Genomic DNA, 26,700 nt, shown 5'->3' on the forward strand with positions numbered 1-26,700 from the left:
ACGGCCCCCCCGCCCGCCCCCCCCCCCCGCCCGCCGCCCGCCCCCCCCCCCCCGCCCCCGCCCCCCCCCCCGCCGCCCCCCGGGCCCCCCCCCCCGGCGCCTGCGCGGCGTACGGCGCGCCGAGGGCCGCGGCGAGAGCCCCGGGCAGCGGCCGCAGGGCCCGCTCGGGCACCCGGCTCCGCAGGCGCGCACCGAGATGCCCGCCCGGCAGCCCGCCGGTGCCGCAGGCGAGCCCGAGCCAGTCACCAGTCGGGCGCCACGGCACCGGCGGTCACCGGCGACAGCGGCGCGTACGCGCCCGCGCCGGCCCCCGAGGTCACGAAGGTCGCGGCGAGGGCCGCCGGGGCGACCCGGACCAGGGGCGGGCCGCGGGCGGCGGGGACCGGCCCGGGGAGGGAACCGCCGCCGATGCCGTGGACACCGCCGGCCACCCCCACCGGCAGGGCGAGCGCGGTCGGCGCGGTCGCGGACGGCTCGGCGGCCGGGCCGGGCGGGCACCGGCGCGAGCGTCCGTACGCACGGTCACAGCCACAGCCACAGCCACACCCCGAGCGGCAGCGGCAGCGCGGCGATCAGCAGCCGGAAGACGGCCGGCCCGGGCAGGGCGGGGACGCGCACGGCGGCGCCGGGGACGGCACCGGGGACGGCACCGGGCGGCGTGCCCGGCACCAGGCGCCGGACGGGGCCCCGCGCAGGCGCCGGCGCGCCGGTGGCGCCACGGCGCGTCCGGCCCGGCGACGACGTCGAACAGCAGGTTCGCCGGGGTGATCGCGAGGGCCGGGCACGCCGGGGACGCCCGGCTGGACCGGCAGCGGGAACACCGCCCCGGACACCCCGGCCGCAGCGGTGGCGACCGTGCCCGGCAGGCCGCCGGCCGGCGTGTCCCGGCACCGGCGGGCGCCGTCGGCTACGCGCGCGCGGACGGGGCGGGCCGTCCACGGCGACCGGGCCCGGCCACCGGGAGGTTCCCGAGGCCCGGCCGGATCTCACCAGTCCTCGCGGCAGGCCCCGCGCCTCACTGGTCCGAGTAGCCGATGTCCCCCACCGTCCAGGCGCTGACGTCCTCCAGCGCGACGCGGTACATGCCGCCCGTGTCGGGGATGCCGAAGCTGCCCTGGAGGATTCGTGCGACGTGGAAGTGGAGGTGCGTGGGGCGCGCCTCGCTCCGGGCGGGCCGGCCGTCGCCGTCCGCGGTGGCGAAGACGGCGGAGAACGGACCGAGTCGTGCGGAGTCCCCCAGCACCTCCGCCACGCGCTGTTTCCACAGGGCCTCGGGAGCCAGCCGTCCCGTGATCACGGCCCCGGGGACCACCACGGTGAGCGGCATCTGGCTGCTGCCCTCCGATTCCACCATCGCGGCGATGCCGACGAGCAGGTCATCAGGGTGCGACATGGATCAGGAGCCTACTGCAGAAACAGGGTGCCGCGAGGAAGGAACCGGGGGCCGCCCCCGGGCGCGGGGGCCTGCCGCCCTCGGCGCGGGGCCCGCCGCCACCGGTCCGGCCCGCCCTCGTGAGGACCGGCCGGGTTGCGGTCCGCTTCCGATCGGGACCGCTTGCCTCCCGGGTCTTCGGGTAGAGCGATTGAATGAGGATGACCACCGCAAGGCCCGAAACTTACTGAAAGCGATGTGTTCGTGACCCGTCTCGGCGGCCCCGGCGACGACCGGGTGAAGGACGAGGGGGACGGTCCCGAGGCCGTCGCGCTGGAGATCGCCGATGCCGTGGAGAGTCTGACGACCCTGTGGTCCCTGGCCGCGCAGGAGGCGGCGCTGCGGTTGTCCCCGCACCAACTGCGGGCGCTGCGCGCGCTCCAGGCCGCGCCCGGCCTCAACCTCACGGGCCTGGCCGAGCGGCTGGACATAGGGCTGCCCACCGCCAGCCGGCTGTGCGACCGGCTGGAGGCGGCCGGTCTGCTGGAGCGGACCCTGCACCCGCACAGGCGCCGCGAGGTGCGGCTGGCCCTCACCGGGCACGGCCGACACGTGCTGGAGGACGTCGCCGTCCGGCGCACCCAGGCCCTGGCCGCCGTCCTCACGGGCATGACCGACGGCGAACGCGAGGCGCTGTGGCGCGGCGTGAAGGCGTTCCTGGCCGCCTGGGGCGGCCCGCCGGACGTCCCGGACCCCGGCGTGCGCTGAACGCGGTGGGACCCGCCGCCGCGCGGACGTCCCGGACCCGGGTGGAGCCGTGCTCGGGGACGTCCCCGACCCGGCTCACCGGGCGCCCGGCCGGGAGGGCGGCGGACCGGTGGCCCAGGCGACGACGGTGACGGTGGTGCCCTTGCCGGGCTCGGTCTCGATGGCGAACTCGTGGACCAGCCGCCTGGCCCCGCTCAGCCCCAGGCCCAGCCCGCCCCCCGTGGTGTAGCCGTCGGTCATCGCCAGCCCGACGTCCCGGATGCCGGGGCCGGTGTCGGTGAAGGCCAGCCTGAGACCGCGTGACGCCCCCTGTGCCGCCGGGGTGATCTCCATGCGGCCGCCGCCGCCGTGCACGAGGGTGTTGCGGGCCAGCTCGCTGGCCGCCGTGATCAGCTTGGTCTGCTGCACCAGGCTGAATCCGAGCCCGGCCGCGGTCTGCCGCACCTGCTGCCGTGCCCAGGCCAGGTCGGCGTCCGAACCGATGGGCAGGCAGATGGACGCGGCGAAGCCGGGGGCCGGGGTCGTCATGGCGTCCCCTCGTCCGCCGGCGGCGCGTACTCCCCGGGCGGACCGGTCACAGCCGGCTCGCGGCGACGGCCGGCTCCGGCGGGCCCTCGCGCAGCCGGCCGAGCGCGTGGGCCAGGGCGTCGGCCGGGGCGTCGGCCGGGGTGGTGGCCCTGCACGCCTCCACCGCCTCGTCCCGCGACACCGTGAAGACGGTGCGGAACAAGGTGGCGCCCGCCCGGCGCTGAGCGATCTGCTCGCGGCGCTCGGTGAGGAAGACGCCCACCCGGTGCGCCACCGGCTCGCAGACCTGGTCCTGCTCCGACACCTGCATCGTCTCCCTCTGACAGGCGTCGCGGGGCGCGGCGCGCACAAAGCTGATTATTGCCGTATGACAAACATTAGCGCCGGGCTTTCGGCGCAAACAACACACGGCCGGTGTTCCTGGACAGTCCTTTGCCCGCCGGCCCCGGCCCCGGCCCCGGCCCCGGCCCCGGTTCCGGCCCCGCGGCCCCGGCCCCGCGGCCCCGGTCCCGGCCCGGCGCCGCGCGGGCGGTGAGGCGGACGCCGGGTCACGGCGTCCGCCTCACCGCCCGCGCCAGTCCAGGCACACCACCAGGGCGTCGTCGTCCGCCGCGGGCCCGCCGCGGTGGCCGGTCAGTTCCCGCAGGAGGGCGCGCGGCACCTCCGCGGCGGGCAGCAGGCGGGTGGCCGTGATCGCCCGGGCCAGGGCCGCCTCCCCGTACGCCTCGCCCTTGGGGGAGGCCGCCGCGTACACCCCGTCGCTGACGAAGACGAGCCGGTCGCCGGGCTCGGCGCGGAACTCCTGCGCCACGTAGTCGGTCTCCTCGAACATGCCGAGCGGCAGCTGGGCCTCGAAGGTGACGCGCTCCACCGTGCCGCCGCGCAGCAGCAGCATCTGCGGGGACCCGGCGTCCACCACCCGGGCCCGCCCCGTGGCCAGGTCGAAGTCGAGCATGAGCACCGACAGGTAGCAGCGGCCCCGGTAGTGGGCGTACACCGCCTGGTCGGCCAGTGCCGCCTGGTCGGCGAGGGGGATGCCGGCCCGCCGCGCGTTGCGCAGGGCGTTGATGGCCAGGTTGGTCAGCAGGGACGCCTCTATGCCCTCGCCCATGCCGTTGGTGACGTAGAGCGTCAGCCGGTCGGCCGTGGCCGACCAGTCGAAGTTGTCGCCGAAGATGCCGTAGGCGGGCTCCAGCAGGGCGCCCAGTTCGTACTCCGGGCGGGCGCAGGCGCGGCCCGGCAGCAGCTGCCACTGCATCTCGGCGGCCAGGGTGAGCCGGTCCTTGCGACGGGCCTGCAGGTAGACGTCGGTGTCCCGCTCGGCGACGACCACCTCGTGCGCGAGGACCTCGGCGATCTCGGCGAGCTCGGCCAGCTCGTCCGGGCGGCCGCGCACGGGGCCGTCGCCCGGCAGCGTCACCGACAGCACGCCGAGGCGGTCACCGCGCACGGTGACGGGCAGATGCGCGCGCACCAGGCCGTCGCGGACGGTCTCCACGAAGGGCTCCTGGGCCCCGAAGGCCCGGCCGGCGGGGCTGTTGTGCACCGCCACCGGTTCCGTGGTGTGCGGCAGCACGGACACCGGTTGCAGGACCGTCAGGCCGTAGTCCGCCATGAACAGCTCGACGGACTCCGCCGCGTACTGCTCGCGCAGTACGCGGCGGACGGCGTCGAGCAACTCGTGGGGCGCCGCCTTGCGCAGTGCGCGCTCAGCGGCAACAAATCTGTTCACGATGGTAAACACACCAATCTTTCGCCGGACACTTTCGGGCTTCCTCGCGCGGGCGCGGTCGCCTGTTCAGCCGTGCCGGTCGTCCGGACCCCTCCGGCCGGGTGCCGCGCCCAGGCCCCGTCGTCGAACTCCCGCCTGCCCCGCGGCGCCCTGCACGCACTCCCGCCGCACCGGGCGCAGAGCCGAGTACATCCCGTACGAGGGCCGGCGCCCGGCACGCCGGGAGCACGCACCCGACGCCGCGGGGCCCGCCCGCCGGGCGGACGACGGGAGTTCGACGACGGGGCCTAGTACGCTGGCGGCCATCCCGGTGCCTGCGAGAGTGTGACTGTGACTTCCTTCCGCCCCCGCCCAGAGGCCGACGAGGTGGCGCGCGTGACCTCCACGGCCGCGGAGTTGCTGGAGGTCCTGTGGGGGCGGGCGTCGACCGCCCCCGCGTCCGCGTCCCAGCTGCGCGTGCTGCTCATGCTCGAGCACCAGGAGGGCATCAACCTGCGCTCCCTCGCCGACTCCCTCGCCTCCACGCCCCCGTCGGCCAGCCGGCTCTGCGACCGGCTGGTCGCCGCCGGTTTCGTCGAGCGCGAGGTGAGCGCGGCCGACCGGCGCGAGGTGCGCCTGCACCTGAGCGGCCGGGGCCGCGCCTTCCTCTCCGATCTGCGCGCACGCAGGGAGCGGGAGCTGAGGGCGGTGCTGGACCAGATGCCCGCCGCCGAGCGGGGCTCCCTGCTGGAGGGGCTGGAGGCGTTCTGCCGCGCGGCGGCGGCTCAGATACACCACGACGCCCAGGGTCCCGGCAGCCGGACCGCCTGAACGCGTCCTGGCGCCTGCGGGCGCGGCAGCGGGTTCTCCGGCGCCCTCCGGCGTCGGTGACCAGCGCACGGAGCGGCCTCCGCCCACCGGAACATTCCAGATCCTTCCCCGCACACGTCCGACACGGTTACTTTGTTGCCTCCTGCCCATAGTTGTCAAATGGCAACTGTTGCCGGGTTCTGGCCTGATCGTTCCGTCGGCCGCCCCCGCTCGGTCGCCCGCTCGGTGACTGTCTCTTCATCCGGGTACCCCGTGCCGTGGTGGCTCGTGTCGCATCGCTCCCACTGTGTTCAAGCTCTCGGGCACCCGCCGGACGAGTGCGGGGGAGGGTTGACCGAGGCGTTGCGGGTAACCGGACAAAAGGCTCGTTCAAGGACAAGGGAGGTAGTGGTCGTGCACCCCTTCCGTGAGGATGCGCACCGGCCCGCGGTGAGGCCGCGGACGGCGGAGTGCGCCCGGAGGCTGACCCGCACCTTCCTCTCCGCGGTCGCCCCCAGGGATCCCGCCGAGGTGGACGCCGCGCTGATCGTGGTGTCGGAGCTGGTCGCCAACTCCATTCGGCACGCCGGCGGCGTCACCGGCTTCGAGCTGTGGGCGGGGCCGGGGACGATGACGGTCTGCGTGGCGGACGCGAGCCCCGCGCCACCCCGCCCGCGCCCCTCGCAGCCCTGGGAGCCGGGCGGCTTCGGCTGGCCCCTGGTGCGCGAGCTGGCCGAGGACGTCCGCGTCAGGACCGGGCCGGACGGCAAGGCGGTGTACGCGGTGCTGCCGATGTCGCACTGAGCCCGGGAAGGAAGGCCGCGAGGGACCCGGCAGGGTGCCCGCACTGGTGTGCGGGCACCCTGGTGACCTTTAATTGCCGTTGCTGTGCAACAACGCGACTTTGGCAATAAGGGTGTGAGGTCCATGACGACCGGTCGGATACGAGGCGTCGCCGTCACCGCGGCGGTGGCCGTCGGCGCCGCCGCCTGCTCGGCGCCCGGCGGCGGCGCGGGCGAGGGCGGGTCCGCCGACTCCGTCGTGATCGGGGTGGCCTCCGAGCCGGACACCCTCAGCCCGCTGCTGGGCTACGGCAAGGACGGGAACTCCAAGATCTTCGACGGGCTGCTCGCCCGCGACGCGGACCTGAAGCTCAAGCCCGCGCTGGCGGCCGCGCTCCCGAAGGTCGGCGACGGCGGCCGCACCTACACCTACACCCTGCGCGAGGGGGTCAGGTTCAGCGACGGCGAGCCGCTGACCGCCTCGGACGTGGTCTTCACCTACCGGACCGTCCTCGACCCCAGGACCAACAACACCGCCCGGAGCGAGCTGGACGCCCTCAAGAGCGTCCGGGCCGACGGGGACGACCGGGTCGTCTTCACACTCAAGTACCCCTACGCGCCCTTCGCCGCCCGCACGGTGCTGCCCATCGTCCCCGAGCACGTCGCCGGCGGGCAGGACCCCAACACCGGCTCCTTCAACACCAGGCCGGTCGGCACCGGCCCGTACGTCCTGGCCGGCTGGAGCAAGGGCGAAAAGCTCACCTTCAAGGCCAACCCGCACTACTGGGGCGCGAAGCCCAAGGTGAAGACGGTCACCATGGCGGTCGTCACCGACGACGACGTGCGCGCCACCCGGCTGCGCTCGGGCGACCTCGACGGCGCGGTCCTGCCGCCCAACCTGGCCGCCACCTTCCGCGGCGACCGCGGCAAGCGCACGTACGAGGCGAAGTCGTACGACTTCCGGGCCGTCACCCTGCCCACCGGCCATCCGGTGACCGGCGACCGCGCCGTCCGCCGGGCCCTGGACGCCGCCGTGGACCGCAAGGCCATGGTCGACAGGATCCTCGACGGGGCGGGCAGGCCGGCGTACGGGCCGCTGCCCGTCGGCGACCCCTGGTTCGCCGAGGGCGTCGAGCGGAGCCGGGACCTCGCCGAGGCCCGGCGGATCCTGGACCGGGCGGGCTGGAAGACGGGCGGGGACGGCATCCGCGTCAAGGACGGCCGCCGGGCCGCGTTCACCCTGCTCTACCCCTCGGGCGACAAGGTCCGCCAGGACCACGCGCTCGCCTACGCCTCCGACGCGCGCAAGGCCGGCATCGACGTACGGGTGGAGAGCGCCACCTGGGAGGTCATCGAGCCGCGGATGGGCAAGGACGCGGTCCTCGCGGGCTTCGGCAGCACCGGCGACCCCGACTTCGGCCTCTACACCCTGCTGCACTCCTCCCTCGCCGGCGACGGCTTCAACAACATGGCCCGCTACGACAACCCGACGGTGGACCGGGCCCTGGACACCGGCCGCCGCAGCCAGGACCCGGACCGGCGCAAAGCCGCCTACGACAGGCTCCAGCGCGCGCTCGTGGAGGACCCCGGCTACACCTTCCTCACCCACATCGACCACCTCTACGTGCTGGCCGACCGCTGGAACGGGACGACCACGCAGGTGGAGCCCCACGAGCACGGCTTCGCCAGCGGCCCCTGGTGGAACGTCGAGGCCTGGCAGCCGAAGAAGTGACCAGGACAGCAGGGACGGGAGCGCTGCCCTGGGCGGCGATGGCACGCCTGGCGGGCCGGCGGGCGCTGCTGGCCGGCCCGGTCCTCCTCGTCGTGACCTTCGGCGTGTTCGCGATCGCCGCCGCCTCCCCCTTCGATCCCGTCAAGGCGTACGCCGGCACCGCCGCGCTCGGCGCCGACCGGCAGACCCTGGACCGGCTGCGCGCCAACCTCGGCGTGGACCGGCCGTTCCCCGCCCGCTGGTGGGACTGGCTGACGTCCGCGCTCACCGGCGACCTGGGCCACTCCAGCGTGATGCGGCAGCCGGTGACCCAGGTGATCGGCGAACGCCTGGTGTGGTCCGCGCTGCTGTGCGCGGTCGCCTTCACCGTCGCCGTACTGGCCGGCACCCTGCTCGGCGTGCTCGCGGCCCGCCGCCCCGGCTCGCCGCTGGACCGCGCCGTCACCTCGCTCTCCTACTGCCTGGAGGCGGCACCGGTCTTCTGGATCGCCCTGCTCGCCGTCTGGCTGTTCGCCCTCCGGCTGGACCTGCTCCCGGCCGGCGGCCTGACCGACACCGCCAGCGAACAGGTCACCTTCGGGCAGGTGGCGAGCCACCTGGTGCTGCCCGCGGGCGTGCTCGCCGTCTCCCAGCTCCCGTGGTTCACCCTCTACGTCCGCCAGGGGGTCGGCGACGCCCTGGCGGAGGACCCGGTGCGCGGCGCCCGCGCCCGCGGACTGGACGAACGCACCGTCCTGCTCGGCCACGCCCTGCGCTCCGGACTCCTGCCGGTCCTCACCCTGATCGGCTCCCGGGTGCCCGAACTCATCACCGGGGCCCTGCTGGTGGAGACCGTCTTCAGCTGGCCGGGCATCGCGGCGGCCACCGTCGAGGCCGCCACGGCCGTCGACTTCCCGCTGCTGGCCGCCCTGACCGCGCTCGCCACCGCCGCCGTCCTCGCCGGCAACCTGCTCGCGGACCTGCTCTACGGACTGTTCGACCCGAGGGTGAAGCTCAGTGACATGTGACGCACCGGCGCCCGCCGCCTCCCCGGGCCCCCCGGCCGAGCCGGCCTGGCGCTCCTACGGCGCGGACCGCCGCTCCACCCGCGCCCTGCGGGTACGCACCTCCGCCGCCGTGATGACGGTGACCGTCCTCGCCGTCCTGCTCGTACCGCCGCTGGTCCAGCTCGACCAGCAGGCCGTCGACCTGGCGGCCGAACTGCGGCCGCCGTCCTGGGCACACCCCTTCGGCACCGACGACGTCGGCCGGGACCTGCTGCTGCGCTGCGTCTACGGCCTGCGCGTCTCCCTGCTCGTCGGAGTGGCGGCGGCACTGACGGCGACCGTGGTCGGCACCGTCGTGGGCGCCACCGCCGGAGCGCTGGGCGGCTGGGCCGACCGCGCCGTCATGCGGATCGTCGACACCGTCTCCTCCGTCCCCCACCTGCTGCTCGGCATCTTCGTCGTCGCCATGTTCCGGCCCGGCGTCTGGCCGGTCGTGATCTCGGTCGCGCTCACCCACTGGCTGTCGACCGCGCGGATCGTCCGCGCCGAAGTGCTCTCCCTGCGCTCGCGCCCCTACATCGACGCCGCGATCTCCGGCGGCGCGTCCCGCCTGCGGATCGCGGTACGGCACCTGCTGCCCGGCGTGCTGCCCCAGGCCGCGCTCGCCGCCGTCCTGATGGTGCCGCACGCCATGTGGCACGAGTCGGCCCTGTCCTTCCTCGGACTCGGACTGCCCACCCACACCGCGAGCCTGGGCACCCTCATCCAGAGCGCGCGCGGCTCGCTGCTCGCCGGCCAGTGGTGGCCGACGCTCTTCCCCGGCCTGTGCCTCATCCTCCCCACCCTCGCCATCGCCGGGCTCGCCGGAGCCTGGCGCGAACGGCTCAACCCCCGCCGCCGATCGGAGCTGACACTGTGACCGGGCGAACCCCCGTGCTGTCGGTGCGCAATCTGTCGGTGCGCTTCCTCATGCCGGGCCGGCGCCGCGTCGCCGCCGTCACCGACGCGTCCTTCGACGTGGCGGCCGGCGAATGCCTGGCGCTGATCGGCGAGAGCGGCTGCGGCAAATCCGTCCTCGCCTCCGCCCTCCTCGGCCTGCTCCCCGGCAACGCCCAGGCCGCCGGCGAGGCCCGCCTCAGCGACATCGACCTGCTCGGCGCCGACGAGCGGACCCTCGCCCGCACCGTACGGGGCCGCCTGATCGGCCTCGTTCCGCAGAGCCCGGCCGCCCACCTCACCCCGGTGCGCACCATCCGCTCCCAGCTCCAGGAGACCGTCGCCGCCCTGACCGCCACCCGGGGACGCGCCGCCCTGCGCACGGCCGCCGAGGCGGCCGCCGCACGCGCGGCGTTCCCCGCGGACCACCTCGACCGCTACCCGCACCAGCTCTCCGGCGGCCTCGCCCAGCGCGCCGCCACCGCCCTCGCCCTGGTCGGGGACGCGCCCCTGCTGCTCGCCGACGAACCGACCACCGGCCTGGACCGCGACCTGGTGGACCGCACCGTCGACGAACTGCGGCGCCACGTCGACGCGCCGGACCCCGCGAACGGAACCGGCCGGGCCCTGCTGATGATCACCCACGACCTGGCCGCGGCGGAGCGCATCGCCGACCGCGTCGCCGTGATGTACGCGGGCCGCATCGTCGAACTGGCCGACGCCACCGCCTTCTTCGGCTCCCCGGGCCCCCGTCACCCCTACAGCCGTGGCCTGCTGCAGGCCCTGCCCGACCGCGCGTTCACCCCCATCCCCGGCATGCCCCCCGAACTCGGCGACCTCCCCGACGGCTGCGCCTTCGCCGCACGCTGCGACCGGGCCACCGCCGCCTGCTCCGCCCCGCCGCCGATGACCGGCACGGTCGCCTGCCACCACCCGCACGTGCCGGAGGACGTCCGTGCTTGAACTACGCGCCATCACCGCCGGATACGCCAGGAACGCACCCGTGATCCGGGACGTCTCCCTCACCCTCGCGCCGGGCGAGGCCGTGGGCCTGCTCGGCCCCAGCGGCTGCGGCAAGAGCACCCTCGCCCGCGTGGCGGCCCTCCTGCACCGCCCCGACGCGGGAACCGTCGTACTCGACGGCGAACCCGTCCGCCGCTGGCGCCACCGCGCCCCGCGCGCCCGGCGCACCGCCTTCGGCGTCGTCTTCCAGCAGCCCAGGCTCTCCGCGGACCCCCGCCTCACCCTCACCGACCTGATCGCCGAACCGCTGCGCGCCACGGGCCGACGACACGAGATACCCGAACGGGTCGCCGAACTGGCGACGGCCACCGGCCTGACCGCCGACCTGCTCGGCAGACGCCCGCACGAGGTCAGCGACGGCCAGCTCCAACGCGCCTGCCTGGCCCGCGCCCTGGTCCTGCGCCCCCGCTGGCTGGTGTGCGACGAGATGACGGCGATGCTCGACGCCTCCACCGCCGCCGCGCTGGTGGCGGCGGTCGAGGACTACCGCGCCACCACCGGAGCGGGCCTGCTGGCCGTCGGCCACGACCGCACCCTGCTGCAGCGCTGGTGCGACCGCACGGTCCACTGGGAGGAGTGCCGCGGGCCGCTCCGCGCGGAATCCCACGGGTAGCTCACTGGCTGCGGCCGTGGCGGCTGTGGTGGTCTCGGCGGTCGCGGTACCGCGCTGCCGTACCGCGGTCGTCGCCGGCACCTGGCACCACGGCGTTCCAAAGGGGGCATGGTGGTGATCCCCCGGCGGGGCGACGAACGGCCCTCCGGCCCGCCTACCGGTGCCCTTCGTGCCGCGCGGCGTGCCCGTGTTCCGCTTCCGCGCGACGTGGTTCGACGGCCGGCTGCTCAAGACCCTCCAGCAGGCGGGCGGTGGCCAGGGTGTCGGGGTGGTCTTCGCCGAGTACTCGTCGGCGTCGGGCCAGGGTGTCCTCGGCCAGGGCGCGGGCTTGTTCCACCTGCCCCTGTCGACGGTCAGCCGATTCCCCACCCGCCGTGTTCACGTGATTCCCCATCCCCTGGCCGGGTTGTGATGCCTGGTTGGGAACGTGAGTGGGGTGGGCGGAGGATGGGGCGAACGTCAGCTGTTCGGTGTCAGCACGGAGCTCAAGGCGGGGTGTACTCGTCCCGGAGTGATGGTCGTGATGGTGTATTTCGCGACGTTCTTGAGGACGAAGGGGTCCTGCGCGGTGATGTGCTCGATGGTCGGACGGTCGACGCCGTGCGCGATGATCACGCCGCCGATGGACGTGGGGACGGTCTGGCCGGAGACCAGGAAGGTGCCGTCTCGGTGATGTCTTTCCAGGTAGGCGATGTGGCCGCGGATGAAGGGCTCCGCAGCCCGTTCCGGAGCCGTGTAGTGCAGTGACAGCAGATGCAGCATGATCCTCTCCGGCTTGAGCAGGGGCTGGGGAGGATCATGTCATTGCGTCCCGTCCGGGCGGGGTGGGTGCTCGTCGGCCGGAGGCCGACTATCGCTGGGGTGGTTACCCCGCTGTCCGCGGCGAGCGCGCACAAGAAGTTCAAGGGGAGACGGGGGGCGGCTCCACCGCTGTCATGAGGCTCCGATCCGTTCCCGAGGAGTCGTCTGAGGCTCGTCCGAGTCCCCGTCTGGGTGACTGCCCGCATCCTGAACGAAACGAGGGCCGCAGCACCTCGGGACGGAGAGCGTCTTCCCATGGTGCAGCAGGGCACTGACAACAACGTCGCCTACGGCCGATGCCGGCCGTACCGGGAGTCCTGCGCGGAATGTGCTCTGCCGATCCTTGGCCACTCGCCCGCACTCTGCGTACAGGAGATCGGAGTGGCTCATCGAGCAGCAGGCCACCCGGCTTCGCTCGTGCGCCGTCCGCCGGCTGACACGCCTCGCCGACGCGGGATCCATTCGCTCGGTAACGGGACTGATGCTCTCGTGCAGAGGCAGGATGGGGACGCCCGGGAGCCGGGTCCCGTAGTCGGCTCCCAAAACGACCCCGGAAACCCCTCAGGGGCCCGACCCGCTCTCACGGATCAGGCCCCTGACCTGGTGTTTCTCTGTCGGGGTGGCGGGATTTGAACCCACGACCTCTTCGTCCCGAATGAGGTTCGGTTGGTGAGGCTGCCAGCCTCGATGGCGTTTCCGCAGGTCGGAGCGGTGGGCTCGGTTGGTGGCGCGTGGCCGGGATGGGGCTCGGAGAGCGGGTTGGCTCCCAGATGGCTCCCAGAGAGCCCTGCCACTCGGACGCGTGGTCGCTCTGTGGTCCTATGCGTTGTCCGCGGCCCGGCTACGAAGGCTGTTGACGTAGTCCTTGTGGAGGATGGGCCGACATTGTGGACGCTTCCCTATGGACATGCTCCAGGAAGCCTGGCTGCTTTAGCACAAATTCGCGCCCAAAATCGGGTGTTCCGCAGAATCTGAGTGAGTGTCACCCCTGCTGCTAGCGTCTTTCAGGCAGTCACATCAGCGGACTCACGCTCCTCACCTTCGCCATGTTGGCGGTGGGCGGCAACGCCGGCAGACGAAGCCGGTACGTCTCGGAAGTGCGGTCGAGTGTGCTGATGCCGTCTCGGACACATCGGGTCTTGCCCGGGCGAGCCGAGAGGGAGAACGGGAAACAGCGTGACCGATCTCCTTGGACGACCACGGCGTCCAGGTGCGTACCTGGATGGACACCGGGACGAAGATCGGAGAACACCTGATGGAGACATCACCTGGCGCGGGCGAGACCGTGCTGCCCCGCCCCGTCGAAGCGCTACCCCTTCCTGCGTTGGCGGCCGCAACACGGAAGCTCGCCGACAAACTCATCGAGCACTTCACCATGGGCGAGCCTGCCGCTTTGGCCCTTGCGCAGGCTGTCGTCGACCCGTCTTCCGCCCGTCGGGCAGCAGAGTCCCCGGAGCGGCTGCGGGTGCCCGGCGGAGTGATTCTGGCCATTAGGGCTGAGGTATGGGCGCGCCATATCATCCCGGACCCGCGAAATCCCCGAATCGGTCCGTCGCGCCGGCACCCAGCCTCGAACCTGATCGGCACTGGCGAGAGCACGCGCTTCCGCCCGTTGGCTGAGCCGATCGCGGCATCAGGGGGTCGCCCGGAACTCGTGCAGAGGCTCGCGAATCAGGAACACCTCGCGTGGGCGGCGCAACTGTCTAAGGAGTACGTGCTCGACCACAACGACTGGCGCGAGTCCCTCCGCCACCAGGGAGTGATGACGGAGGTGTGGCTGGCCGCGACGGCCTTCCAGCACGAGGACAAGACACCCGGTGTAACGGTGCCGGTCACCGTCGAGGGGTCGAGCCGTGTGACGTGCGCCCATGACCTGCTCTCCCTCAGGTCCGCCGACGTTCCCTACATTCGGGACACGGCGAAATTGCGTTCCCACATCCGCAAGCTCAACGAAGCGATTGCGACCGCGGGCGACCCAGCACAGGTTGACCCCGAAGTGGCAGTCACTGTGCGCTGTGAACGGCTTCCTGCGCTGCTGCTCGTCGGTTTCGAGCCGCACGACGGCACCACCGCTGACTTCGGCGTTGCCGTGAAGTCGTTGGTTGCGCTCCGGCACGTTGACTCGCCCAAGCCCTGGGGTGAGGCTGCGGAGAACGAGGCCCTCGCCGACGCCGTGGTGGATGAGATCGAGCGGCGGACACTGATTACTCCCAGCAAGGCCGACTGGCTACGTGGTGCCCTCACCCCTAATCAGGCGAAGGCCGCCGGATTCAACGATGACCCATCCGTCCGGGCGGCCGCCATCGTCCGGCTCTTCACCGAACGCGATCAGTCGATTCATGCCGCTGTGCGGGTTGCCATCACCGGACAGAGCACCCGCAAAAACATCACCACCAAGCTGCTGCTCGACGTGGCTTCCTCTCTGGTCATGCGTTCGGTTTCGGAAGAGGACTCCCGCCGACGCGAACGGATGCGGAAGTACCTGAAGTCGGCGTTCCCGGGCGAGTTGGCCAAGGACTGGGAGGCCACGTTCCGCGGTACGGAGGAGCTTGCCCAAGCCGCACTTGCGGAGGTGACAAGAGGAGAACCAGGCGTGGCGACCCGGGAGCTTGCGGCCCGCAGTGCCTATCCCCTGGTGATCAACGGCCAGCTTACGGGTGACCGTGGCACGAAGAACAATGATCAACCCGACCGGCGGCATCCAGGCGAGGTCATCGACCGCATGCGCAGTACCCCGCACGGCGTGCACCAGCTGAAGCAGACACTCCTCGACTCTGCGGCGGGCCGCAGGACCCGTAAGGTCGACGAGACGGGCCAGGTAACGCAGAACGAGGACGGTCGCGACATCCTCGTCTCCGACGCAGATCTCCGTCGCACCTTCCCAGCTGCTGGCGAAGGCCCATCGCTGACACCGGCTCCCCAAAACGCGGCTGAGGTTCTCGGGAACGCCCTGCACGACCTGGCCACTTCGATTCAGGCTGTTGAGGGTGCGGTCAAGGCTGTGGAGGCGGTCAGGGCCGACGATGGGACCCGTGCTATCGATTCGCTGGGCGCCGATCGGGCCGACTGCGAGGCGTGGCGGAACATCCTGCAGGACGTGCTGTTCAAGTTGCCCGTCTGGCAACAGCGAAGCGTCCAGCGGCACGGGATCATCGCCGAAGACCCGTACGACCTCGACGCAGACCGTGACGATGAGGAATGCGAGGAACCGGACGACGAGTTCGAGGGCCAGCCAGCTGATGAAGACACCCCGTCTCAGGACGAGGTTGCTTGAATCTCTCGTGGCTCCTGGGTTCTTAGACAGGTATAGAACCCAGAAGCGCGCAGAGAAATGCGACGCGGACAGACGGTGAGGCCCACCCGCCCGGCCAGGGCGAGGGCGGCAACGCCGGCTTCCCGAGGTTGGTCCTCGGGAAGCCGGTACGCCTCGGGGCCGAACTGCGATCCGCTGCCGCTTGCCGTCACACCGGGAGCGACCCGGAAGACATCAAGTGGGTGCGCCGGACAATTCCCAGCTCACCCTGGCTATTCACTGTGGACCGGACATGGCCACGGGCTGGGAGCCCTCGATGGACAGCCTGCATTTTCTCGTCGGCCGCGAACAGGAGCTTGACGATCTGATCCGATCACCTCAGCACTGGGACCCAGTCCCTGTGGCATGCAGGGACGTGGACGTGAATCTCTACCATCCGGAGGACGGGGAGCGGCCCGCTGAGGACCTCTTGGCCGCATGCGTCGCCTGTGCGGACCGCTTGCAATGCCTTGCCCTCGCGTTGCGCGCAGAGGACGCGGAAACCCGTCATGGGTGGTACGGCGGGGTCGGCCCGGCAGACCGCGACCGCATCGCGGCTATGCTTCGGCTTTCTGTTGAGACCACACCCTTGCCGGACCGGGCTCTCACAGCGATTCGTCTGGGCCGAGACGGATGGCGAGTCAACGACATCGCGCACGTGCTTGGCTGCTCCAGGCGAACCGTGCAGCGTTACCTCCGTTCAGTGCGCTGACGCCAAGCTCGCAACCGAGGTGCCCTGGGTTCGCTACGTCCGACGTCCAGGAGCTTGTCTGTTCCTCGGCGCATGGCCTGCCGGACTTGGGTCCTTCGGTGCACAACCGCCCCATGACGAGATGTCTCCTAGTTGAGAGCAAGACGAAAGTCCAAGTAGGACCTGGATGGGATGCAGTCGGCGGTCAGGGTGTCGAACGCTTCGGGACTGTTGGCGTCGTCGTGGGCCCCATCTCCAGGGCGACATCGCGGCAGCAACCTTCCCTAGGTGCTCCACGCGGAGTTGTGCCCGCACGACTTGAGGCCGGGCGGCGGGTCTGCTACTGCGGGCCCCTGCGCTATGAGTTCGGCGCGATTGGTGCGCGCCAGCTCACTTCCGCGCTGTACGGCGAGGACGCACGACTTGCGCGGTCGCAGAGGCTGGAGTGGCAACTTGCCGCCGTGAGGGCGAGGGGAAGTAGCAGAAGTGCAAAGACATGTAGATCAACTAAAGCTCATGCGGTAGCATCCTCGGAGGAACGCAAGCTGTCGTGAATCGGAGTGATGCGTGGACGCGAACGTCGACGGGCCGATGCCGGCCTGGGCCAGTGCTCGCTTTGGGGAGGATGTCGCCGGACTTCGCCTGGCGATCCAGATGGGGCTTCTCGACACTGAGTCGGCGATGCTCGAGTCACACGTGGCCGGTCGGTCCAAGCACAAGTTCGCCGCGGGAGCGGCTCGCATGACCAATCAGTACGACCGGATCGCCGAGCATGTGCTTGACCTCGGCATCCCGGGCACTGAGCTGATCAAGCCGGGCACCTTCTACGAACTCGTGCTGGTGCACAACACCCTCCTCTGTCCCTACCGCGTGGAGTCGGTCGACGGCTTCGAGCCGGGTGACAAGTGGCCGAAGAAGCTGTCGCGGGTGATGCGGGAGCTGTTCGCAGTCACTGACGCGCCGACGCCACGCTGGGTCGCCGATCCGTTGCTGCAGGTGGAAGGCGAGGAGCTGGTTCTACGACGATCCCTTGCTGATCTGGCTGAGCGGGACCCGCGCCCCGGTCTGGTGCTCATCCCGTACGAGATGAACATGAGTGGCCTGCAACGAGCCTGGTGGGGACAGGCTAACCTCCTGGACGAGGCCGGAAACCTTCAGTGGGTGACCGAGAAGTCTCTCCTCACGACCGGAGCCGAGAGCCGCCTCTACGCCGTGCCGGATCAGCGTGCAGGGGATAACTTCGCTTCTGGTGATCTTCCCGAGGTGCCGCTTTCCACGCGCAGTGAGGCGGCCCGTGCCACGGGGACTCCGCCGCAGAGTGAGAACGAGTACGAGGCGTTCGTAAACGCTGCTGAGGGCAATGAAGATTGAGCAACCACTACTCCCGGGAACGAGCCTGGGCGGTACGTCGCCGAGAGCGGTCTGGGACGGCTTCCACGCGCCCCGGCTGACACAGGCGCGACGTCTCGCCGGGCTCACGAAGCGTGAGGTCGCGGACGGCATTGGTGTGTCGGCAGCAGCTGTAGGTCAGTACGAGGCGGGCACCAGCCGCCCTCGTCCCGAACTGATCCCTCGCCTCGCTGAAGTGTTGGATGTGCCGATTCAGTTCTTCGTCGCAGGCCGGCCGATGGGCAAGGTCGATACCTCAATGGCGCACTTCCGGGCCTTGCGTTCCACCTCTGGGGCCCAGCGCGAGCGGGCCCTCGGCTTCATCGAACAGGTATGGGAACTGACTCATGCCCTCGAGAAGCGGGTACAGCTGCCACCCGTGGACCTTCCGGGCTTCACGGGTGGTGAGGTGTATCCCGGGACGGACCTACCTGGCGATCCCGTGGGCGCTGCGCGAGCGCTCCGGCGTCACTGGGGACTGGGCGACGGGCCGGTTCGCCACCTAGCACGCCGAATGGAGTCACACGGTCTTATCGTGGTGGCGCCTACGGAGGCCGACGAGGCAGCAGCCAAGGTTGACGCTTTCTCCAGCTCAGGACTGCTGCGTCCTGTCGTCGTACTCACACCTAATCGCGCTGATGATGTCTACCGATATCGCTTCAGCGCGGCCCACGAGCTTGGGCACCTGGTCCTCCACGCAGGCGCCACCGGCGACAGTCGTTTGGAGCGAGAGGCGGATGCTTTCGCCGCCGAGTTCCTCACTCCCCAGAAGTCGATCCTTCCTCTGCTGCCGCGCCGGGTCGACCTGGCACAGTTGGCTGGCCTGTCCCAGACCTGGGGCGTGTCGGTAAGTTCGCTCATCTACCGGTACAGGGAACTCGGACTTGTCTCGGACGCGACGATCAGCCGCGCCTACCAGCGACTTCGGGGCCTCAACGGCCAGCCGGGCTTTGCCCCGGAATCGGTTCGTGGATACCCCGGGGAACAGCCGGTGATGCTTCGCAAGGCGTTCGAGCTGGCGGAACAGGACACTGGACTAACGATCCCCGCGCTTGCCGCAGAGCTTGCTTGGAAGCCGGCGAGGGTGCGTGAGCTGCTGGGAATGCCGGACAGCCGTCCTGTGCTGAGACTTGTCTGACGCGTCGCTGGCGAATGGACCTGCGTCTCCCCCAGCGGCTTCCGGCTGGTCTGCCAGTTCCAACGTTGCCGGGCGAGGGCCAGGTCTGTGGGCTGGCATCCTGTTGCAGGACTTGCGCTCATACGACCTGGGGAGTCGAAGGCCGGGACGCCGTGCATCGTCCCGGCCTTCAGCGCAGCCCATACGCGCGGTTGTAAGGGGCTTCTGCGTCGGTGGCCCGGAGGAAGTGAGGCTCCTTCCGGAGCCTTCCGCCCCTCGTGCGGCACGCGGCCCCAACCGGGGCGCCGCAGTCGCGGCACTCCCAGTCGAGGGCCTCCGCCACCCCTCTTGCCTTGATCTCGTCGAGTACCGCCCTGCGCTGGTTCCACCAGGTTTCCCTCTCGGGCCCTGACGTCGGTGCCCCCGACTCTTGTAGCTGACGGAAGGCTCGCTGGCGCTCGGGATCGGCGAGTGGGCCGGACAGGGGCTTGGTGACGACGGCCGCCTCGGCTGCTTCCTCGCCTGCCTCCAGTTCCGCTTCCATGGCGTCCACTCGCTGACGCAAGTAGCGCTCGAAGTCAGCCAGTGTCGCCCCAGGATGTGTTCTGGAGAAGTTCAAGGTCTCCAGGTAGATGGCGTGCAGAACGCCGAGCCTCTGCTGCGCCTTGTAGTTGGTGAACTCGCGCATCGCGGTACCGGTGCGTCCTCTCGCTTGTTGATCGGGTGGGCTCAGAGGTAACGGCCGAAGGCCGTCTCCAGGCGCTTGACGGCATCGTCGTGAGCACTCATATGGGGCTGCATCACCCACAGGTCCTCGCGGAAGGGTTCGAACCCCAAGGACTGCCAGGTGCGTTGGACGACTGCCTTCTCCCGAGTCATCGTCGCCCTGTCGTCCCGTTCGGTGACAGGGATGTCGATTGGGTAGGGATGCGTCGCCACGAGCGCCGCCTGGCTGGCCACCCACCGGAGCATGCGGCCTATCAATAGCCGGCCGACGCCGCCCAGGCCACGCCAGGCTGGCGCGATCAGTACTCGGTTGATGACGACGTGCGTGCCGCTCACCAGGCCCTCCTCCAGGTCGCTGTGGAGGCCGAGATCGCCGGACTCGTCGAAGAGCGGGGCGAAGTGCTCGTAGTCGCTGCTGCGTGAGTCCAGGGACGCGTAGATGTGGCCGATGCGCCACAGGTCCAGCGTGAGGCCGGACATGGAGAGGATCGTCAACTCTTGGCGCTGGCCCTGGGACGTCTGGGCCAGCGAGATGTCCGGACCGAGGAGGCGGGCGTTGTCGGCCACGGCCTCCTCGTCGTCCGGCTCCCACAGGGGCAGGACAGCACGGCAGCCCCACTCCAGTGTCGCTGGATCGTCGTGGGCGTCCGATGCGACAAGAGACGCGGCGGAGTCGAAACGTAACTCCAGACGGTTCAGAGACGTCAGAAGCTCCACCCGCGCGGGTGCGGCAGCAGTCATAAGGTCAAACGCTAGCCACTGGTCCCGCTTCCTACGGGGCGTTTCCTGATACCGGGCGCTCCTTTGCGCAATGGCAGGAGCGTTGTCCCTTCCTGCGGTAAGGAGCACCTCGGGAAGTGAGCGAGTGTTCTGGATCAGTCCATACGTCCCGCCATCGCCCTGAGGGCCGAGCGAGGTGGTGCGCCGCGCGGTCTCTGACGGATCTTGGTGAAGGTGATCGGGCCCGCCGGATGGGATACGGACTCGGTGTCTGTTTGGCCGTAAGCGGATGTCGGCGTGGTTGTGTGCAGGTTAGGCAAAGGCCGCGGCTCGAAAGGTGTTCCGGACGCGGGTCAAGGGCTCCCGGTCGCGGGTGAAGTAGAGCTTGTTGGTCAGGAGGATCGCCCAGCGCCGTTGCGTGGGGCTGATCCACATGCCCGTGCCGGTGAAGCCGTAGTGGACCCAGACGTCCTCGTGCAGTTCGGTGCCGGGTGCCGGGTGCCAGAAGAGGCCGCGGGCGGGGGTGAGTTCCCCGGTGCGGACACGGAGGGAGTCGGCGATCCACGACGGGCCGAAGGCGGTCTGTGCCGGGGCGAGCATGTGGCGGAGGAAGCGGCCAAGGTCGGTGAGGGTGGAGAACGCGCCGGCGATGCCGCAGGTGCCGCCGAGGAGGCGGGCGGAGAAATCGTGGGCGGTTCCCTTGAGGTGGGTGCCGGTTTCCTCGTCGAGTTCGGTGGGGGCGCAGCGGACGATCGTGTCTGCAGGGAGGGGGCCGAAGCCGGTCTCGGTCATGCCGAGGGGTTCCCAGATGCGGCTTGCGGCCAGGTCGTCGAGGGGCTTCCCAGCGAGGTACTCGGCCAGGTAGCCGAGGATCAGGGCAGCCCGGTCCGTGTACTCGACGGCTTCGCTGGGTGCGCGGTGGAGGGCTTCGTGGAGGACGCCGTCGCGGATGTCCTGTGGGTCGGTGCCGTAGAGGTTCTTGAGGCTGGCGCGGAGAGGCAGACCGGCCGTGTGGGTCAGGAGCTCGTGGGTGGTCACCTGGGCGAGCGGGTGGCCGGTGACCTCGGGCCAGAAAGCGCCGAGCGGGGTGTGGAGTTGGAGCTTGCCCTCTTCGACGAAGGTGCCGATGACGGCCCATACGGCGACGATCTTGGTGAGGCTGGCGATGTCGAAAACGGTGTCGAGCCGCATCGGCTCGTCGGGGGCGGTCGGGTCGAGGAGACCAACCGCCCCGCTCGCCGTCGTACCGGAGGCGTCGCCGACGGCCCAGACGGCTCCCGGATAGACCCGGTCGCGGACGCCGTCCTGGAGGAGCTGCTCAATGCGCGGAATGTCGAGCGTCATGGTGTTCCGATCGTAGTGAGACTGCTGGCCCTGGTTGGGGTGCGCCACGGGTGGTCAGGCGAGGCGCCTGCCGAGCTCGGCGAGGGCTGCGGCGGTGGCACCCAAGGGGAAGCGGGCCGCGTTGGTGACGCCGGCCGCGCGGAGCGCCGACAGGAGGCCGGGGCTGGCGCGGAGGCGGTCGATTGCGCGCGCGACGGCGTGCGGGTCGGCGAATTCGGTGGCGAGGCCGGTGGTGCCCAGCGCCTCGGTGAGGCCGGGAACCGGCTGGTAGAGGACGGGAAGGCCGCATGCCTGGGCTTCCAGCGCGACGAGGCCCATGGCCTCGAGCGTCGTGGAGGGCATCACCAGGACGTCGTGGTCGGCGAAGGTCCTCCAGAGTTGTGGCCGGCGGAGCCAGCCAAGGTAGTGAACGTGTACTCCGTGCCGGTGGAGACGGGGACGAAGGGCGTGGAACTCGGCTCTGGGGGCGGCGACGGACAGCTCGGCCGACTGGGTGAGGGGGAGGGCTGAGAGAAGGGTGTCGAAGCCCTTCTCGGGGGTGAGGCGGCCGGCGTACAGGATCCGCAGGTGGCTGGAGGACTGGTGCCGGCGTCGTGGGGGAGGGCTGGCGATGAGGCGGTCCGGGATGCCCCAGGGGATCTTCTCCACCTTGCGACGGCGGGTGTCGGGGGCGAGTAGGAGCAGGCGGTCGGCCATCGCGCCGGTCGGCACCACGATCACGTCTGCCGCCCAGGCCGCCTCGCGCAAGGTGGCGAGCTGTTCCGGGTGCGTTTCCGCGAACAGCAGGTCGGTGCCGTGGACGAGGGCGATCCGAGGGCATTCCGGGAAGGCGCGGAGCAGGGCCGGTGTGGCGCCGAAGGCGAGGTGCTGCAGATGGAGAACCCCGACCTCGCCTGGGTCGACCGCGTCCACGAGGGCCCGCTGCAGTGTGGTGACGTAACGGCGGAACGCGTATCCGGTCAGGCACTTCCCCGGTGCCTGCACCAAGTCCAGACCCGCTGGCGCGGCCGGCCGCAGGCCCCTGTGCTCCGGGGCGAGCATGAAGGCCCGTGCGGGAAGGAGGGGACTGCGGCCGGTGTACAGGTCGAGGAAGAGCTCGACGCTTCCGCCGGGGCTCGGGAACGGCAGGTCGAGGGCTGTGACGATGCTGGGGTTCATGCAGGGCCTCCCGGATTCTCCTCGTAGAGGCGGGAGGTCTCGATGCCCTGGCTGGACCGGTATTTCAGGCCGTGGTGTTGGTAGCTGGCTATGGCACCGAGGGTCTGGAGGAAGACCAGCTTGCCGAACGTCATGCGCGGGTAGACCCGGACCGGTCGGCTGACGCGGATCTCCAGCGTCCAGCGGATGGCGTGGCCTTGGTGACCGAGGGGAGCGGACACGTGGACCCAGACGCCGAGCGCGCCGATGGTCCGGTCGCCGTTGAGGAACTGCGCGTACGTCTCCGAGCCGGTCCGCTCGTAGGTGGTCCCCAGGTAGAGGACCTCCGGCCGCAGTACGTAGCCCGCGTCGGGGATCGGCGCCTCCTGGAACTCGGTCGGCTTTGCCGCGTCGAGGGAGCCGTCGTGGAAGCGCAGCGTGTCGCCCAGACGCCAGTCGTAGGCGTTGGGGGAGATCCGCTTCGGCTCGTACGGCTCGATGGTGATCTCGCCGGCGGCCTTGGCGGCGGCGATGGCGGGGCCGGTGAGGATCACGAGGCCACCGCCCCGAGGGCGGCGAGGTCGCGCCAGTACGCGGAGGGCTGGGGGCCGGTGGAGGACTGGTACTTGCCCGTGTAGAGCGCCACAGGGCCGACGGACACGAAGAACATGATCTGCCCGATCCGCATGCCCGGGTAGACGCGCAGTGGCCGGATCGGGGAGAGCATGAGCGTCCACTGGCCGTGGAAGCCGATGTCGCCGATGGGCGCGGTGATCTCGACGAACAGGCCGAGGCGGCCGACCGAGGAGCGTCCGAAGAGCAGCGGCACGAACGTGTCGGAGCCGACCTCCTCGATGGTGTGGCCGAGGTAGAGCTGGCCCGGCTGGAGTTCGAAACCGTCCGGTCCAATCTCGATCGGCACGGTGGCGTTCGGGAAGTGGGCGTCCAGCGTGTCGGCGACGTACGTGAGCAGGGTGCCGCCGAGCCGGACGTTGTAGCTGTTCGGGTTGACCTGCGTCGGCTCGAACGGGGAGATACGGATGCGGCCGTCGGCCGCGGCCTGGGTGATCTCGGGACCGGTGAGGATCATCGGGAGTCTCCATCGATGAGCGTGTGCTGCACGGCCTGACTGAGACGGACCCCGGCTTGCCGGGTACGGCAGCCGAGGTAGGTGTCGGCGAGATAGCCGGTGGTCAGCACGGTCGGCAGATGATCGGGCAAGGGCTCGGGAGCCGACACGATCGGACCGGCTTGCTCGACGAGGTGAGTGAGGAGGGCCATCGGGTCTGCGGAGAAACGCTCGGGTACGTGGGCGTGCACGAGCTGGTTATCGAAGGGCTCGATGGCGAGGAGATCGCCCCGCGTGAGTTCGGTCCCCAAGCGGGGAGACCGAAGAGCGGTCTCGTTCAGCAGCACGGCTTCGGCCCCCAGACCGTTATGGAGGCGGTCGGCGACGTCGGAGAGCAGGGCGCGACGGTTGAGAGGACCGTTCCCGTATGGACCCCGGAGCGGGCCGAGCGGCGTGCGTAGCTCCTCGTGAATGGCGTCGATGGCCTTCCCCACGAGGGCGAGTTCACGGGGGAGGACGACCCCAGGCGGGAAGGAGCTCACCTGGGTGGCCCAGCCGGCGCCCACGGGCTCGGCCAGCGCGTACCCGGCCGCCAGTTCACGCCCCTTCAGGACGAGCGTGTCCCCGACCGGCACCGGGTCCGGGCGTTCACTGTGGCAGTGCCCGGCGAAGACGATGTCCAGGAACGGGCAGGCTATGGCCACCTCGAGGTCCTCGTCGAACCCGGAGTGGCTCAGCACCACCCAGGAGTCGGCCTGGTGGTGATGGGCCAGCATCAGCTCGCGCAAGGCCCGGACCGGTTCTATGACACGGTGGCCGGCACGCTGGTCCGCCGGGATGGCGTGGAACGCCTGCGGGCCGATGACGCCCGTGACGGCGACACAGCGGGTGCCGACGCGCACCAGACGGACCGGGCGGAAGAGCAGCTCGTCGGTCTCGTCGTCGACCGCGTTCGCGCACACTGTGATGTCGTACAGGCCGGGTCCGAAGTAGTGGCCCCAGCCGTGGTTGCCGGGGACGACGGCGTCGTAGAGACGGGTGAGGACGTCCTGCTCGATCCGGCCCTGACCGAGCCGGTAGTAGCCTGTGCCCTCGAAGAAGTCCCCGCAGTCGACGACGAAGCTGTCGCGCCTCATCATGTGCAGGTGCGCGAGCATCGGCACGGCGTCGTCGAAGGACGAGTGGACGTCGGTGGTGGCGATGATTCGTTGGAAGTGTCTGACGGCGGTCATGGGGTGACCTCGCAGATGTCGGCTCCGAGGGCGAGGAGCTTTCCGGGCAGATCGGCGTGGCCGCGGCGGATCTGGTCGACTCCGCCGAGGGTCGTGACGCCGCGGGCGGTGAGTCCGGCGACCAGCAGCGCCGAACCCGTGCGGATGTCTGTCGCCTCCACTCCGGCACCGATCAGCCGCTGCGGGCCGGTGAACCGGCACTCGGTGGTGGACAGTTCGGTGATGTCGCCGCCCATGCGGACGAGCTGCGGGATGAGGTTGCTGTGGCGGCCGGGGTTGATCGGGTCCGAGAACAGATGCGTGCCGGGGAAGCCCAGGGCCAGGCCGAGGAGCGGCGGCTCGAAGTCGGCGTCGAGGCCGCCTGGCGCCAGCGTGGCCATGGCCCGCAGCGGGCGGCCGGTCGGCTGGGTCTCCCGTCCGTGGACGACCAGGGTCTTCGATTCGCCGGCCGTGGGAATGCCCATCCTGTGAAGGGCTGCGACGAGCGGCGCGACATCAGGGCCGTGAACACCCTCGATCCGCGCGTTGCCGCCGGTTGCGGCCACGGCGCAGGCCAGAGTCCCTGCCTCGATCTTGTCTCCCGGCACCTTCCAGACGGGTACGTCCTCTTCCGAGACGGAAGACGGCGGCGCGAGAGTGAGGACGCGCTCGCCGGCACGGCACTCGTACCCCACTGCCTTAAGGGCGTTCAGGACGCCGAGAACCTCAGGGGAGAGGTTCGGCTGTCCGAGCCGAAGCGGAGTACCCGCGACCATGGCGCGCAGGACCGCGACGATCGTCGCTCCGCGCGAGCGGAAGGGCAGGACCAGCGACACCGTGTCACGGATCGCCTTGTCGGCTTCGACGACGTACCCGTGGTCGTCCACGCGGACGCGGTCGCCGAAGGCTTCGTACACCTTGAAGTGCTGCTCCATGCCGCGGTCCCCGATTCGGCATCCGCCCGGCCAGGGAAGCCGGGCCCGGCCGTACAGGGCGATCAGAGCGGGGACGAGGTAGTACGAGGCGCGGATGCCGGACGCGGCCTCGCCCAGGCCGTCGGGCGTCGGGGCCGCCTCGCGGGGAAGGACGAGGACGGTCTGGTCGTCGCCGACCGGGTGGGCGGTGTTCCAGCCGGCCTGGCGCAGCAGGTTCAGCAGGGTCTGGACGTCGGAGCTGGCGGGGACGTTGTCCAGACGGACCGGGCGAAGGAGGGCTGCCGCAGCGGCTACAAGCGGGAGCGCGGCGTTCTTCGAACCGTCAACCGTCACGGTGCCGGAGAGGGGCCGACCGGGCCGGATAGCGATGACCTGGGACGTGACTGCGGGGACGCGGGTACTCACGTACAACTCCTCTGCGTAGGAAGGGACAAGGCGGCAGCACCGGCCGGGGGTGGGGCAGCCGTGTCGATCTCGGCCCAGCAGCACTTGCCGGAGGCCGTCGCCGCCGCCCCGAAGCGGTCTGCGAGGACGCCGACGATGAAGAGACCGCGTCCGCCCTCGCTGTCCTCGCCTGGCAGCGCCGGTTTCGGCAGAGTGGGACTCGCGTCGCTGACCTCCACCCTCAGGACCGCTGCGCAGAACTGGATGACGACGCTGATCGGCCGGTGATCGGCGTATCGGACCGCGTTCGTGACGAGCTCGCTGACGACCAGCTCAGCCGTCTGGACGGCTTCCGGCGCTGCTGTCACCGCCGGCCAGGCGGCTATGGCTTCCCGCGCCTGGCGTCGTGCCGTGGGAACGGCGACCGGCGTCGGCGGGAGAGTGAAGGTGAGCTGGTGCGCTTCCACGAGCGGCCTCCAGAAGTCGGATAGACCACTCCAAGGAACCGCCCCGGACGCCCCGGTCGCGACACCCTGTGCCCGCACCGCATCGTCCATGCAGAAGCTGCATGACGCTCCCGTACTGCTCGCCTACGCTCGACCGCAGGGGCATGCTCGACGTGG

The 26,700-nt window shown here is 70.9% G+C and carries 27 protein-coding genes and 1 pseudogene; 12 read left to right on the forward strand and 16 right to left on the reverse strand.

The annotated features are described in order from the left end of the window. Positions 1-100: 100 nt before the first annotated feature. Both AB0L29_RS15040 and AB0L29_RS15045 read right to left on the reverse strand, forming a co-directional pair. Positions 101-866, reverse strand: a pseudogene (locus AB0L29_RS15040) (TSUP family transporter); the annotation flags it as partial. Between the two features lie 149 nt (positions 867-1,015). After that, positions 1,016-1,393: a hypothetical protein gene (locus AB0L29_RS15045; RefSeq protein ID WP_365827098.1), complete on the reverse strand. Its 378-nt coding sequence runs from the start codon at positions 1,391-1,393 to the stop codon at positions 1,016-1,018. A 243-nt stretch (positions 1,394-1,636) separates the two neighbouring features. Between AB0L29_RS15045 and AB0L29_RS15050 the strand changes: the two genes are divergently transcribed. Continuing rightward, positions 1,637-2,140, forward strand: a complete 504-nt coding sequence (locus AB0L29_RS15050; RefSeq protein ID WP_365827373.1) for a MarR family transcriptional regulator — start codon at positions 1,637-1,639, stop codon at positions 2,138-2,140. A 75-nt stretch (positions 2,141-2,215) separates the two neighbouring features. Here AB0L29_RS15050 and AB0L29_RS15055 read toward each other — a convergent pair whose 3' ends face one another. The 3 genes from AB0L29_RS15055 to AB0L29_RS15065 form a co-directional block, all read right to left on the reverse strand. Further along, positions 2,216-2,668, reverse strand: a complete 453-nt coding sequence (locus tag AB0L29_RS15055; RefSeq protein ID WP_365827100.1) for an ATP-binding protein — start codon at positions 2,666-2,668, stop codon at positions 2,216-2,218. 46 nt (positions 2,669-2,714) lie between these two features. Next, positions 2,715-2,972 (reverse strand): hypothetical protein, encoded by a 258-nt coding sequence (locus AB0L29_RS15060; RefSeq protein WP_365827395.1) that lies wholly within the window; start codon positions 2,970-2,972, stop codon positions 2,715-2,717. A 258-nt stretch (positions 2,973-3,230) separates the two neighbouring features. Further along, entirely contained in the window at positions 3,231-4,400 is a 1,170-nt protein-coding gene (locus AB0L29_RS15065) for a PP2C family protein-serine/threonine phosphatase (protein WP_365827102.1), read from the reverse strand. A 375-nt stretch (positions 4,401-4,775) separates the two neighbouring features. Here AB0L29_RS15065 and AB0L29_RS15070 point away from each other — a divergent pair, with 375 nt between their 5' ends. The 7 genes from AB0L29_RS15070 (at position 4,776) to AB0L29_RS15100 (ending at position 11,261) form a co-directional block, all read left to right on the forward strand. Further along, entirely contained in the window at positions 4,776-5,210 is a 435-nt protein-coding gene (locus AB0L29_RS15070) for a MarR family transcriptional regulator (RefSeq protein ID WP_365827104.1), read from the forward strand. Positions 5,211-5,603: 393 nt separating this feature from the next. Next, positions 5,604-5,993, forward strand: coding sequence for an ATP-binding protein (locus tag AB0L29_RS15075; RefSeq protein WP_365827106.1), 390 nt, complete (start codon positions 5,604-5,606; stop codon positions 5,991-5,993). A gap of 123 nt (positions 5,994-6,116) precedes the next feature. After that, the gene (locus tag AB0L29_RS15080) at positions 6,117-7,703 is read left to right on the forward strand and encodes an ABC transporter substrate-binding protein (protein ID WP_365827108.1); all 1,587 of its coding nucleotides are present in this window, start codon (positions 6,117-6,119) and stop codon (positions 7,701-7,703) included. Between the two features lie 38 nt (positions 7,704-7,741). Then, positions 7,742-8,710 carry an ABC transporter permease gene (locus AB0L29_RS15085; RefSeq protein WP_365827375.1) on the forward strand — a complete coding sequence of 323 codons (969 nt, stop codon included), beginning with the start codon at positions 7,742-7,744 and terminating at the stop codon, positions 8,708-8,710. Beyond that, on the forward strand, positions 8,700-9,608 hold the full coding sequence (locus AB0L29_RS15090) for an ABC transporter permease (RefSeq protein ID WP_365827110.1): 909 nt from the start codon (positions 8,700-8,702) through the stop codon (positions 9,606-9,608). The genes AB0L29_RS15085 and AB0L29_RS15090 overlap by 11 nt, the downstream gene beginning before the upstream one ends. Next, on the forward strand, positions 9,605-10,588 hold the full coding sequence (locus tag AB0L29_RS15095) for an ABC transporter ATP-binding protein (RefSeq protein ID WP_365827112.1): 984 nt from the start codon (positions 9,605-9,607) through the stop codon (positions 10,586-10,588). The genes AB0L29_RS15090 and AB0L29_RS15095 overlap by 4 nt, the downstream gene beginning before the upstream one ends. Continuing rightward, complete coding sequence (locus tag AB0L29_RS15100; RefSeq protein WP_365827114.1) at positions 10,581-11,261, forward strand: ATP-binding cassette domain-containing protein; 681 nt, start codon at positions 10,581-10,583, stop codon at positions 11,259-11,261. The genes AB0L29_RS15095 and AB0L29_RS15100 overlap by 8 nt, the downstream gene beginning before the upstream one ends. A gap of 154 nt (positions 11,262-11,415) precedes the next feature. Here AB0L29_RS15100 and AB0L29_RS15105 read toward each other — a convergent pair whose 3' ends face one another. Further along, positions 11,416-11,655, reverse strand: coding sequence for a tetratricopeptide repeat protein (locus AB0L29_RS15105; RefSeq protein ID WP_365827116.1), 240 nt, complete (start codon positions 11,653-11,655; stop codon positions 11,416-11,418). A 65-nt stretch (positions 11,656-11,720) separates the two neighbouring features. Continuing rightward, entirely contained in the window at positions 11,721-12,023 is a 303-nt protein-coding gene (locus tag AB0L29_RS15110; RefSeq protein WP_365827118.1) for a YciI family protein, read from the reverse strand. Between the two features lie 1,261 nt (positions 12,024-13,284). Here AB0L29_RS15110 and AB0L29_RS15115 point away from each other — a divergent pair. The 4 genes from AB0L29_RS15115 to AB0L29_RS15130 all read left to right on the forward strand — a co-directional run bounded on the left by AB0L29_RS15115 (position 13,285) and on the right by AB0L29_RS15130 (position 18,572). Next, positions 13,285-15,336: a hypothetical protein gene (locus AB0L29_RS15115; protein ID WP_365827120.1), complete on the forward strand. Its 2,052-nt coding sequence runs from the start codon at positions 13,285-13,287 to the stop codon at positions 15,334-15,336. Between the two features lie 295 nt (positions 15,337-15,631). Then, the gene (locus AB0L29_RS15120; RefSeq protein WP_365827122.1) at positions 15,632-16,066 is read left to right on the forward strand and encodes a helix-turn-helix domain-containing protein; all 435 of its coding nucleotides are present in this window, start codon (positions 15,632-15,634) and stop codon (positions 16,064-16,066) included. Positions 16,067-16,612: 546 nt separating this feature from the next. Further along, positions 16,613-17,416, forward strand: coding sequence for a hypothetical protein (locus AB0L29_RS15125; RefSeq protein ID WP_365827124.1), 804 nt, complete (start codon positions 16,613-16,615; stop codon positions 17,414-17,416). After that, positions 17,406-18,572, forward strand: coding sequence for an XRE family transcriptional regulator (locus AB0L29_RS15130; RefSeq protein WP_365827126.1), 1,167 nt, complete (start codon positions 17,406-17,408; stop codon positions 18,570-18,572). The genes AB0L29_RS15125 and AB0L29_RS15130 overlap by 11 nt, the downstream gene beginning before the upstream one ends. A 169-nt stretch (positions 18,573-18,741) precedes the next feature. On the opposite strand, the gene AB0L29_RS15135 is transcribed toward AB0L29_RS15130, so the two are convergent. The 9 genes from AB0L29_RS15135 to AB0L29_RS15175 all read right to left on the reverse strand — a co-directional run bounded on the left by AB0L29_RS15135 (position 18,742) and on the right by AB0L29_RS15175 (position 26,634). Then, on the reverse strand, positions 18,742-19,239 hold the full coding sequence (locus AB0L29_RS15135) for a hypothetical protein (RefSeq protein WP_365827128.1): 498 nt from the start codon (positions 19,237-19,239) through the stop codon (positions 18,742-18,744). A gap of 41 nt (positions 19,240-19,280) precedes the next feature. Continuing rightward, complete coding sequence (locus tag AB0L29_RS15140; RefSeq protein ID WP_365827130.1) at positions 19,281-20,018, reverse strand: hypothetical protein; 738 nt, start codon at positions 20,016-20,018, stop codon at positions 19,281-19,283. A 291-nt stretch (positions 20,019-20,309) separates the two neighbouring features. Further along, complete coding sequence (locus tag AB0L29_RS15145; RefSeq protein ID WP_365827132.1) at positions 20,310-21,341, reverse strand: serine hydrolase domain-containing protein; 1,032 nt, start codon at positions 21,339-21,341, stop codon at positions 20,310-20,312. 54 nt (positions 21,342-21,395) lie between these two features. Further along, entirely contained in the window at positions 21,396-22,499 is a 1,104-nt protein-coding gene (locus AB0L29_RS15150) for a glycosyltransferase family 4 protein (RefSeq protein WP_365827134.1), read from the reverse strand. Further along, positions 22,496-23,032 carry a deoxycytidine triphosphate deaminase gene (locus AB0L29_RS15155; RefSeq protein WP_365827136.1) on the reverse strand — a complete coding sequence of 179 codons (537 nt, stop codon included), beginning with the start codon at positions 23,030-23,032 and terminating at the stop codon, positions 22,496-22,498. Before AB0L29_RS15155 ends, AB0L29_RS15150 begins: the two co-directional genes overlap by 4 nt. Beyond that, positions 23,029-23,568 carry a dCTP deaminase gene (gene dcd, locus AB0L29_RS15160; protein ID WP_365827138.1) on the reverse strand — a complete coding sequence of 180 codons (540 nt, stop codon included), beginning with the start codon at positions 23,566-23,568 and terminating at the stop codon, positions 23,029-23,031. The genes AB0L29_RS15155 and dcd overlap by 4 nt, the downstream gene beginning before the upstream one ends. Further along, positions 23,565-24,779: a metallophosphoesterase gene (locus AB0L29_RS15165; RefSeq protein WP_365827140.1), complete on the reverse strand. Its 1,215-nt coding sequence runs from the start codon at positions 24,777-24,779 to the stop codon at positions 23,565-23,567. The genes dcd and AB0L29_RS15165 overlap by 4 nt, the downstream gene beginning before the upstream one ends. Further along, positions 24,776-26,098 (reverse strand): UDP-N-acetylglucosamine 1-carboxyvinyltransferase, encoded by a 1,323-nt coding sequence (locus tag AB0L29_RS15170; RefSeq protein WP_365827142.1) that lies wholly within the window; start codon positions 26,096-26,098, stop codon positions 24,776-24,778. The genes AB0L29_RS15165 and AB0L29_RS15170 overlap by 4 nt, the downstream gene beginning before the upstream one ends. Then, positions 26,095-26,634, reverse strand: a complete 540-nt coding sequence (locus AB0L29_RS15175) for an ATP-binding protein (protein ID WP_365827144.1) — start codon at positions 26,632-26,634, stop codon at positions 26,095-26,097. The genes AB0L29_RS15170 and AB0L29_RS15175 overlap by 4 nt, the downstream gene beginning before the upstream one ends. Positions 26,635-26,700 lie beyond the last annotated feature (66 nt).

Origin of the sequence: Streptomyces sp. NPDC052701 (assembly GCF_040678355.1) — a bacterium.
Classification (GTDB): domain Bacteria; phylum Actinomycetota; class Actinomycetes; order Streptomycetales; family Streptomycetaceae; genus Streptomyces.

What these genes read in the sequence shown, in the direction of transcription:
- AB0L29_RS15110 (WP_365827118.1), bottom strand. Translation starts at nt 12,023, where the DNA reads ATGCTGCATCTGCTGTCACTGCACTACACGGCTCCGGAACGGGCTGCG.
- AB0L29_RS15115 (WP_365827120.1), top strand. Translation starts at nt 13,285, where the DNA reads ATGGACACCGGGACGAAGATCGGAGAACACCTGATGGAGACATCACCT.
- AB0L29_RS15045 (WP_365827098.1), bottom strand. Translation starts at nt 1,393, where the DNA reads ATGTCGCACCCTGATGACCTGCTCGTCGGCATCGCCGCGATGGTGGAA.
- AB0L29_RS15055 (WP_365827100.1), bottom strand. Translation starts at nt 2,668, where the DNA reads ATGACGACCCCGGCCCCCGGCTTCGCCGCGTCCATCTGCCTGCCCATC.
- AB0L29_RS15145 (WP_365827132.1), bottom strand. Translation starts at nt 21,341, where the DNA reads ATGACGCTCGACATTCCGCGCATTGAGCAGCTCCTCCAGGACGGCGTC.
- AB0L29_RS15150 (WP_365827134.1), bottom strand. Translation starts at nt 22,499, where the DNA reads ATGAACCCCAGCATCGTCACAGCCCTCGACCTGCCGTTCCCGAGCCCC.
- AB0L29_RS15135 (WP_365827128.1), bottom strand. Translation starts at nt 19,239, where the DNA reads ATGCGCGAGTTCACCAACTACAAGGCGCAGCAGAGGCTCGGCGTTCTG.
- AB0L29_RS15140 (WP_365827130.1), bottom strand. Translation starts at nt 20,018, where the DNA reads ATGACTGCTGCCGCACCCGCGCGGGTGGAGCTTCTGACGTCTCTGAAC.
- AB0L29_RS15120 (WP_365827122.1), top strand. Translation starts at nt 15,632, where the DNA reads ATGGACAGCCTGCATTTTCTCGTCGGCCGCGAACAGGAGCTTGACGAT.
- AB0L29_RS15165 (WP_365827140.1), bottom strand. Translation starts at nt 24,779, where the DNA reads ATGACCGCCGTCAGACACTTCCAACGAATCATCGCCACCACCGACGTC.
- AB0L29_RS15080 (WP_365827108.1), top strand. Translation starts at nt 6,117, where the DNA reads ATGACGACCGGTCGGATACGAGGCGTCGCCGTCACCGCGGCGGTGGCC.
- AB0L29_RS15130 (WP_365827126.1), top strand. Translation starts at nt 17,406, where the DNA reads ATGAAGATTGAGCAACCACTACTCCCGGGAACGAGCCTGGGCGGTACG.
- AB0L29_RS15105 (WP_365827116.1), bottom strand. Translation starts at nt 11,655, where the DNA reads ATGGGGAATCACGTGAACACGGCGGGTGGGGAATCGGCTGACCGTCGA.
- AB0L29_RS15175 (WP_365827144.1), bottom strand. Translation starts at nt 26,634, where the DNA reads ATGGACGATGCGGTGCGGGCACAGGGTGTCGCGACCGGGGCGTCCGGG.
- AB0L29_RS15085 (WP_365827375.1), top strand. Translation starts at nt 7,742, where the DNA reads ATGGCACGCCTGGCGGGCCGGCGGGCGCTGCTGGCCGGCCCGGTCCTC.
- dcd (WP_365827138.1), bottom strand. Translation starts at nt 23,568, where the DNA reads ATGATCCTCACCGGTCCCGAGATCACCCAGGCCGCGGCCGACGGCCGC.